This window comes from Nostoc sp. UHCC 0251, from assembly GCF_034932245.1.
In the GTDB taxonomy this organism is placed as follows: domain Bacteria; phylum Cyanobacteriota; class Cyanobacteriia; order Cyanobacteriales; family Nostocaceae; genus Nostoc.
Window position 1 is genome coordinate 38,292 of the sequence record NZ_JAYGHD010000016.1, and the last position, 8,547, is coordinate 46,838.

The window sequence follows — 8,547 nt, forward strand, 5'->3', positions numbered from 1 at the left end:
CACTACTTTCACGTTCTTAATCTATCAAACTACCAAATGAGTGCAAGCTAGCTGATGCATCTTTATACAAAATTCCCCCAACCCTCCTTTGGAAGAAGAATTGGGGGAATCAAGTGTTATTTGAAGAGATGTGAATGTAACTCTATGCCAATGATTAGCCACCGATATTTGTTATACGCTCAACCAAAGAGGGTGCGCTCGAACCATCGCCTTGTGCCAATGGCATTTTCGAGGTACCATGTAGTCTTGGATCTGGCACAGGAGGTTGCGGTTCTGGGCCTAATGGTTGGGGATTTTCTACATACTCAAATTCGCCTTTGCCATCCATTGAGGGGCCTTTTGCCCAACGACCTTCAGAACTTTCTGTGCCTTCTGAGTGATTCCAGAACTGATAGGCAAATTCACGTTTCTCCAATTCCAATGGGAAGGAACTGGGAACTGGCGTAGTTTCCAATCCAGAGCTTTCTAAATCCTCAATGGTTGCTAGCCACAAGTTTTGATGCATGGTATCACGAGCGATCATAAAGCTTAAGGTATCTTTCACCCCTGGATCGTCCGTCATTTCATACAGTCGTACTGCTTGCAAACGCCCTTGACTTTCGGCGTGGAGATTAGACCGGAAATCTGCCAACAGGTTGCCACTGGAAACAATATAACGACCGTTCCAAGGATAGCCGACGCTATCAGATGGTGTTGCACCCAAACCAGACACAATAGCGTGTTGGGGGTTCATCGCCGCCGCCATAATTACATCTCGTGGGCTACTACCGCCCATCACAGCACCTACTACCGCATCTTTTGCACTTTCTTCTTGCATTTTGAGCGGCGCTTTATCTAGAAGATGGGCAATCATCGTCGCCAGCATCTCAATATGACCGATTTCTTCAGTACCAACATCTAGCAGCATATCGCGGTACTTGGCAGGGCCTCGACAGTTCCAGCCTTGAAACAGATACTGCATCATCACGGTCATTTCACCAAAAGTCCCGCCGATGAGTTCTTGAATTTTCATTGCGTAGACTGCATCTGGTTTTTCTGGTGGCTTAAAATACTGGAGTTTCTTATTGTGATAAAACATTTGAATTCCTTGTTGATTGCAGATGTTGCTGACACAAAATCAAAACAGTTGCCAAACTTTTATGCGATTTTGCGTAGCCTCATCTATCTAGGAAACTAATCAAATGCTTTATCTTCATCAGCCTCTAGTCTGATAAAAAAAATACTTTTAAATAAGTATTTCGACTAGGGCTTTTTTATTTATAGTTCTGTCTAGAAATGGATTTCAGAGAGCCTTGGCTTCTTTCGAGAAAGGTATAACCGAAAGGCAGTAGTTTATTGTATTGCTTTACTAGGCTAGATAGCGAGTCAAAGTAAATATAGGATTATTATTTGATTTTTGAACAAAGTTAAGTATTGTAGGGTGCGTTAGGATGAAATCCGTAACGCACCGAATCCCTGGTAATAGTGCGTTACGCTGTCGCTAACGCACCCTACGTATCTTTTCAAAAATCAAACCGGATTCCTATAGGGGAACAAGAGTGTTCATAAGTGTCAACTTAACGTAAAAACTATGTCCCGCACGGAACTGAAGTTCCTTGCTAATAGCGAAAGAACTTTAGTTCTAGGCGGGCGAGTCAAGCTTTCAGTTAAGCTACTTTTAGCTTAAGTTGACACGTATGAAGAGTGTTGTTCCCCTACGAACGCTTTATATTCCATGCACTTGAAAGCGGCTATAAGTTTTTAGCGATCGCAAAAAGAACTGCAAATCAGTTTTCGTCTCGCCCGTGAACTTGAGCGGGTGGACTGGTTGCCTCAACAGCAGTAAATGATTCTAAAATTTTATAGGTGTGACTAGCTCCTTTTGGTACTACCCAAGAACTCCCAGGCTCTAGTAAAATCCTTTGCCCTTCAATATGCAATTCTGCACGGCCAGTAATCACATAACCAACAGTTTCATATTCCCGTGCTGTTGGCTCTTTAGGCTCGTTCGGTTGCTCATTCTCCCATAGGCGCATGGAAATGGTTTTGCCAGATGCAAGATATTTCTGACCAAGTTGACCTTTAGGGGAATTGCTAGAGTCTACTTTGATAACGGTTGTATCAGACATATTTTTTGCCTTTTTCTACTTTTAACTTTTAACTTTGGGCATTGGGCATTGAGCATGGTTATTTTCCTTGTTTCTATTCCCTACTCCCCATTCCCTACTACGGTTTGAGTACAACTTTGATGCAGTTATCTTTCTTGTGCTTAAAAATTTCGTAGCCGTGGGGTGCTTGTTCTAGAGGTAAAGTATGGGTGATGATAAAGGTTGGATCGATTTCACCGTTTTGAATCCGTTCTAACAAGGGTCGTAAATACCTATGGACATTTGTTTGTCCCATTTTGAAGGTTAATCCCTTGTTCATGGCGGCACCCATCGGGATTTTGTCAAGGAAGCCACCGTACACACCCGCAATTGATACGTGACCACCTTTAGCAGCAGACACTATTACTTGCCGTAATGCCGTTGGACGATCTGTTTCTAGACGTACTGCTTGCTTTACTTGGTCGTAGAATGCCATAAAATCTGTGCCGTGTGCCTCCATTCCTACTGCATCTATGCACGAATCGGGGCCACGACCGCCAGTCATTTCTTTGAGTGCTTCGCCAATATTCACTTCTTCGTAGTTGAGAACTTCAGCTTTACCGTATTCTTTAGCCATTTGCAGCCGTTCAGGAATGCGGTCAAAAGCGATAACTCTTTCCGCACCTAGCATATATGCGCTTTTGATAGCGAACTGTCCAACTGGGCCACAACCCCAAACGGCGACAATATCACCGGGTTTGATGTTGCAGTTCTCGGCTGCCATGTAGCCAGTGGGGAAAATATCTGTTAAAAATAGCACTTGCTCATCCGTTAAACCATCGGGGATTTTGAGCAAGCCTACATCGGCAAAGGGAACTCGTGCATACTCTGCTTGACCACCAGCGTAACCGCCGAATAAATGAGAGTAGCCAAATAGACCTGCTGGCGAATGTCCCATTTGCTTTTCTACTAACCAAGCATTGGGGTTAGAGTTGTCGCACAGTGACCATAAATCCCGATTGCAGAAAAAGCAGCTACCGCAAGATATAGTGAAGGGAACAACGACGCGATCGCCTACCTTCACATTTTTAACTGCACTTCCCAGTTCTACGACTTCCCCCATGAATTCATGACCAAGGATATCGCCCTTTTGCATAGTGGGAATGTAGCCATCATAAATATGCAAATCTGAACCACAAATTGCCGTGGAAGTAATTTTAACGATGGCATCGCGTGGGTTGAGAATTTTGGGGTCGGGAACTGTTTCTACCCGCACATCGTTTGCTCCATGCCAGCAAACTGCTTTCATAATTATTTATTCCTTAATTAGAATTTATGCCTAAATAATATCAAGATAAATATCTTGATTGGGTCTAATTTAGAGACGCGATAATTATCGCGTCCCAGTAACTGCTCAAAGCTTATGCGACAATATATTTAGTCAAACAATGAGACAAATTGTTATCAGCTTTAACCCTATTTATTCACTATCTTGTAGCAGCAGGAGTTCGGTAATAACCCTCTTCAGTTTCAGTTAATGCTTGACCATTTTCTCTAACTTTGTTTTTTGTAGAATTCAGAAACTCTTTTGTAGCTCTAGGAGTTTCTTCATCCAAGTTTAACTTTTCGCGGATGTTATCAGCAGCTTGTTTTAATGGATTTTGGCTATTTGTTGTTTGGGTATCGTTTCTAATTTCACCTTGCTCGTCTGGTATTCCTTTGTAATAAGTGCCTTCTGGGGTTATAACATCAGCTTGCGCTACACTAACGTAACTAAAAGCTTGACCCAGTAAAAACATAAATCCTACCAGGAAAACTACAAGGATTTGGGAAATGCGAATATTCCGCAGCCAAGAAGTTACTCGATTCATAAAAAACCTCAATTCTATTATGTAAGATGTACAAATGCAAACACTGAATGACTATTCGCCATTTAGGGTTTAAGAACAACTTTGATGCAGTTATCCTTTTTTTGTTGAAAGATGTTGTAGGCGTGGGGTGCTTGTTCTAAAGGTAATTGATGGGTGACAACAAAAGATGGATCTAGTTTTCCATCCAAAATCATCTGCAATAACAAATGCATATATTTTTGTCCATGCATTTGCCCCATCCTAAAAGTTAGACCTTTGTTGAAGGCTGCACCAAATGGCATTTTGTCTACAAAACCACCATAAACACCCATAATTGAAAGAGTCCCGCCTTTACGACAGGCAACCATCATTTCCCGCAGAACGTGGGGACGGTCGGTTTCCAATCTGAGCTTTTGTTTTGTCTGGTCGTAGAAGTCTTCAATACCAACGCCGTGTGCTTCTAAACCAACAGCATCGATGCAAGCATCGGGGCCACGGCCACCAGTCATCTCTTTCAACGCTTCGCCAGCATTAACTTCTTCGTAGTTAATCACTTCTGCTTTGGCAAACTTTTTCGCCATTTCCAGGCGTTCGGGAAAGCGATCTATAGCGATCACTTTTTCGGCTCCCATCATGTAGGCGCTAATCATGGCAAATTGTCCAACAGCACCGCAACCCCAAACGGCTACAGTATCACCCGGTTGGATATCGCATAACTCTGCACCCATATAACCAGTGGGGATGGCATCGGAGATGAATAACAACATCTCATCCGGTAAGTCTGGCGGAACTTTAACGACACCCACATCAGCAAAGGGTACACGGATATATTCTGCTTGTGCGCCTGCATAACCACCTAACATATGGGAGTAACCATAAATTGCTGAGGTGATATTCCCAAACAGTTTTTCTTCAATCCAACCGTTGGGATTGGAATTATCGCACAACGACCACATATCACGCTGGCAATAATGGCAGTTACCACAGCCAATTGTGGAAGGAACAACAACGCGATCGCCTATTTTTAAATTGTTGACTCCTCTACCAACTTCCACGACTTCCCCCATGAATTCGTGACCGATAATGTCACCCTGTTGCACTGTGGGAATATAGCCGCCATATATATGTAAATCGGAGCCACAAATCGCTGTGGAAGTAATTTTAATAATCGCATCACGCGGGTTAAGAATTGTCGGATCTGGTACCGACTGTACCCGCACATCATTAGCACCGTTCCAGCAAACTGCTTTCATAGTTATTAGTCCTTAGTCATTAGTCATTGGTCATTAGTAATTCATCATTGGTCATTCGCTTTAGGCAAAGGAAAAATGACAATAGACAAAGAACAAATAACTAACTTCGTCCAGAGGGTTGACCTTCGGTTGTGGCAATTTCGCCTGCTTCCATTAGCATTTTGAAGCGGCGCAATTCATCACCAATTTGCTGTTCTGGTTCTTCACCAAAAAGTTTCGCTACGGTAGCTGCCAATGCTCCACCGGGGGGGTTATACTCCAAAACAACCTTAACTTCCGTGCCGCGATCGCCTGGTGCTTTTTTGAAGCGAACAAAACCAGAATTATCTACGTCTGCACCTTCTACAGAAGCCCAAGAAATAAATTCATTTTCTCGGTCTTCAAGAATATCTGCATCCCATTCTACGCTGTTACCCAAAGGTGCATTGGCTATCCAGTGAGAACGTTTTTCGTTATGCATCTTGACAGATTTGAGATGCTTCATAAATGTGGGCAAATTCTCAAAGTCGTGCCAAAAGCGATACAGTTCATCTGCTGGTTTATTGATCGTTACTGTCTTTTCAACTTTGATGGGTTTGTTCATCCCTATTGCTTCCTGCGCTTGCTGGATTGTGCTTTGCTTTGTTGCACCTTGATAGAGCAAACCACCACCAGCCAAAGCCGTCAGTGCTCCCCGCAATGAACCTTGCCTTAAACCCATCAGTACCATCGCACCGCCACCGATGAGAGATGCCCAGCGCTCTACTTCACTAGCTTCAGCCTGATTGGTACTTGGATTATCACCTGATGTTGAAGTCACTTTTTTATATCTCCATCACAGTAAATTTACTACAGAGGCGCAAATATCCTCTTCTTTCTATCTCTGTGTTATTTGCGCCTCTGCGGTAGCTGTCTACGTTCAAAAAACCTTACATTGAAACAGCAGCCCCTGTAGTCGGCTTAGGAGGCTGAATCTGAGCGCCTAACTGTGCCCGATACAACTCTACTAATCGCTGTTCATATTTCAATGAATCGTGGTAAATTTCTTTGAAAATAGCTGTTGCTACTGGGTCAGTGTACATTGCACACAAATTGCCAATATCACCGATACCAGTTTGCACATCACCTAGAGCAGAACGTAACTGATATATATCGTCACTTCCTGTCATGGCAGTTTTCACCTTGGCATACTGATTGGCAATATTTGCCCCTAAAGAGGGTTTTTCGCCCAATCTGTGAAGGTAAGTTTCTAGTTTTTCAATGTGGCGCTGTTTATTAGCAATTATTTCTTGAAAAACTGCTTTTACTTCGCTATCTGAATCCTTTTCAAAGTATTTTTCAAATGCTTCTAGGGAATAACGTTCACCACTAAGGGCAGTATTTAAACCTCTGGCAATATCACCTTTAGTTGAGCCACCCCAAGCATCAGCCAGCTTCCACCATTCAGCACTTGTGTCTTTCTCATTGGGCAATGCAGCATCTTTGCCACCATAACCCAAACGGCTTAATATCGCTGTGGTGAAAATTGGCAAGTCTCCAGGTTCACGGGATGTAATCAAATTTCCGTCAACTACCACTGGCTCATCTAGATAATTTGCGCCAGCGTTAATCATATCCTTGGCAATAGCGCTAAAACCGGTGGCTTGTTTATCTCTGAGCAAGTCGCCTTCAATTAATACTTGTGGACCGTGGCAAACAGCAGCGACTAATTTTCCTTGTTGTATAGCTTCTTGGACAAAACGTACTGTGTTGATGTTCCGCCGCATTCTGTCGGGAGCCATGCCACCAGGAATCACAACTGCATCGAATTCGGCTGCGATCGCTTCTGTCGTAGTACCATCAGCTTGGATGCTAAGTTTGCCGCGTTTACCCTTATATTTTTCATTCATCCGGGAACCGAGGACTACTACCTCCATTCCTGCTTGTTTTAGCCCATTATAAGGAACTGTAAATTCTGCATCTTCTACTGCCTGTTCAATGAGAATGGCAACTTTTTTCTTTCCGGAATGATTGTTATGGTCAGTCATAGTCATAGATGTTATTACCTGTTTATTTCTAGTATTTAACTAGCGAGAATATTGATCAATTAGGGCCGTTAAACCGCCGGGATTTTTTTGAAAACTTTTGTTCGGATTGCTTAATTATCCAATTAATTTACTTGTTGGTTAAGTTCCAAACAGTTCTTCGTAATCGTGAGAGAAATGGCTATGTAAGGCAGCAAATAATTCTGGGCTGATCGCATTTTGCAACACAGTAAATACAGCCCGAACATGAATTGCTACAGTAGTTGGTTCTATATTTTCTTTTTGACTTGCACGGGCAATAAATTCTTGTAAGTTGAAAGAGCCACCGCTATCTCCTTCTTTTCCTAGCAAATAATCCCCTAGTTGTTGGGGCAAACTTGCAGCTAGTTCCTGTGCTTCATCATTTGCTATCCGTTCTTTAAGGGTTTCTAGTGTGGCACGGGTAGCACGTTCTGCCTCTTCACGAGAATCTGATTGGGTAAGGCTTTGTACATGCGTTATGAATTCATCGTATTCCACTGTCTACCTCCGCTTCTCAAAATTATTGAATGTCTTGTTGTTTAGCATTCAGGTAATTAAAAGCATGAATATAAAGTTAAATGGCTAAACTTAAATCTTTTATTTTTGCTCAATAAATAATAAGAAATAGTTATGAGTCAGAACTTGGCTACTGAATAAGTTCCATTTTAATAGTTCCTAACTCATAACTAAAAACTTCAACTACAAGTTGCTTAACCATGAATTCATATTTACAATCGTATGGCCCGATAGGTAGTTTAGCTTCGTTCCTAGGGGATAGATTATTTTATTTCTAAAGCTATACATCTCTAGTAAGACAACTTAGTTACAAGAAAACGTTATTGTGAGAATGCACAAAAGGGCTAGTATCATGGCAGAAAAAAATCATAATGACGAAATTGAAACCAATGATTTGCCACAGGAAATTACCGAATCCTACGGTACTGGTGTAAAAGACTTGCCGGGATACAATATTGGTGGGCGCTCAATGAGAGCAGAACGACAGGAGTACACAGAAACTAGTCCTGAACTCACTGGTGGAGATGTTGATGCTTATTGGCAAGATACAGATGCAGTTGGGGATGAAGCTGTTGGTGGTAGTACTTCCACTCCTGATCAAAATGTAACTGAGGAGCTAGAAGCAGCGGTAGGATTAGAAATGGATGATTTTGCCTTTCTGCATACCAACGAAATTTTAGAGGAACGTGATGATTCTCGCTGGGAGTTAGACCCAAAGTCTTCTGAAGATTATCAAGATCGGCGAGAATAAGCTAAATAAGCAAAAGCCGTATTCCTACTATATTAGGACTTACGCATTGACAGAAAAATCAAAATAAGAGGTATGATTTTCAGCGCT

At 42.3% G+C, this 8,547-nt stretch carries 9 protein-coding genes; 1 reads left to right on the top strand and 8 read right to left on the bottom strand.

The window, feature by feature from the left end; translation table 11 throughout:
• Positions 1–154 precede the first annotated feature (154 nt).
• The 8 genes from VB740_RS03825 to VB740_RS03860 all read right to left on the bottom strand — a co-directional run bounded on the left by VB740_RS03825 (position 155) and on the right by VB740_RS03860 (position 7,691).
• A complete protein-coding gene (locus VB740_RS03825; protein ID WP_323198747.1) occupies positions 155–1,078 on the bottom strand; it encodes a manganese catalase family protein in 924 nt (307 codons plus the stop codon).
• Between the two features lie 688 nt (positions 1,079–1,766).
• Positions 1,767–2,108 (bottom strand): cupin domain-containing protein, encoded by a 342-nt coding sequence (locus VB740_RS03830; RefSeq protein ID WP_323198748.1) that lies wholly within the window; start codon positions 2,106–2,108, stop codon positions 1,767–1,769.
• A 97-nt stretch (positions 2,109–2,205) separates the two neighbouring features.
• Positions 2,206–3,375 (bottom strand): zinc-dependent alcohol dehydrogenase, encoded by a 1,170-nt coding sequence (locus tag VB740_RS03835; RefSeq protein WP_323198749.1) that lies wholly within the window; start codon positions 3,373–3,375, stop codon positions 2,206–2,208.
• A 178-nt stretch (positions 3,376–3,553) separates the two neighbouring features.
• Positions 3,554–3,937: a hypothetical protein gene (locus VB740_RS03840; protein WP_323198750.1), complete on the bottom strand. Its 384-nt coding sequence runs from the start codon at positions 3,935–3,937 to the stop codon at positions 3,554–3,556.
• A gap of 62 nt (positions 3,938–3,999) precedes the next feature.
• Entirely contained in the window at positions 4,000–5,169 is a 1,170-nt protein-coding gene (locus VB740_RS03845) for a zinc-dependent alcohol dehydrogenase (RefSeq protein ID WP_323198751.1), read from the bottom strand.
• A gap of 100 nt (positions 5,170–5,269) precedes the next feature.
• Positions 5,270–5,968, bottom strand: coding sequence for an SRPBCC family protein (locus VB740_RS03850; protein WP_323198752.1), 699 nt, complete (start codon positions 5,966–5,968; stop codon positions 5,270–5,272).
• 109 nt (positions 5,969–6,077) lie between these two features.
• Positions 6,078–7,175, bottom strand: coding sequence for a DJ-1/PfpI/YhbO family deglycase/protease (locus VB740_RS03855; protein ID WP_323198756.1), 1,098 nt, complete (start codon positions 7,173–7,175; stop codon positions 6,078–6,080).
• A 138-nt stretch (positions 7,176–7,313) separates the two neighbouring features.
• Entirely contained in the window at positions 7,314–7,691 is a 378-nt protein-coding gene (locus VB740_RS03860; protein ID WP_323198753.1) for a DUF2267 domain-containing protein, read from the bottom strand.
• 370 nt (positions 7,692–8,061) lie between these two features.
• Between VB740_RS03860 and VB740_RS03865 the strand changes: the two genes are divergently transcribed.
• Positions 8,062–8,460, top strand: coding sequence for a DUF6335 family protein (locus VB740_RS03865; RefSeq protein ID WP_323198754.1), 399 nt, complete (start codon positions 8,062–8,064; stop codon positions 8,458–8,460).
• Positions 8,461–8,547 lie beyond the last annotated feature (87 nt).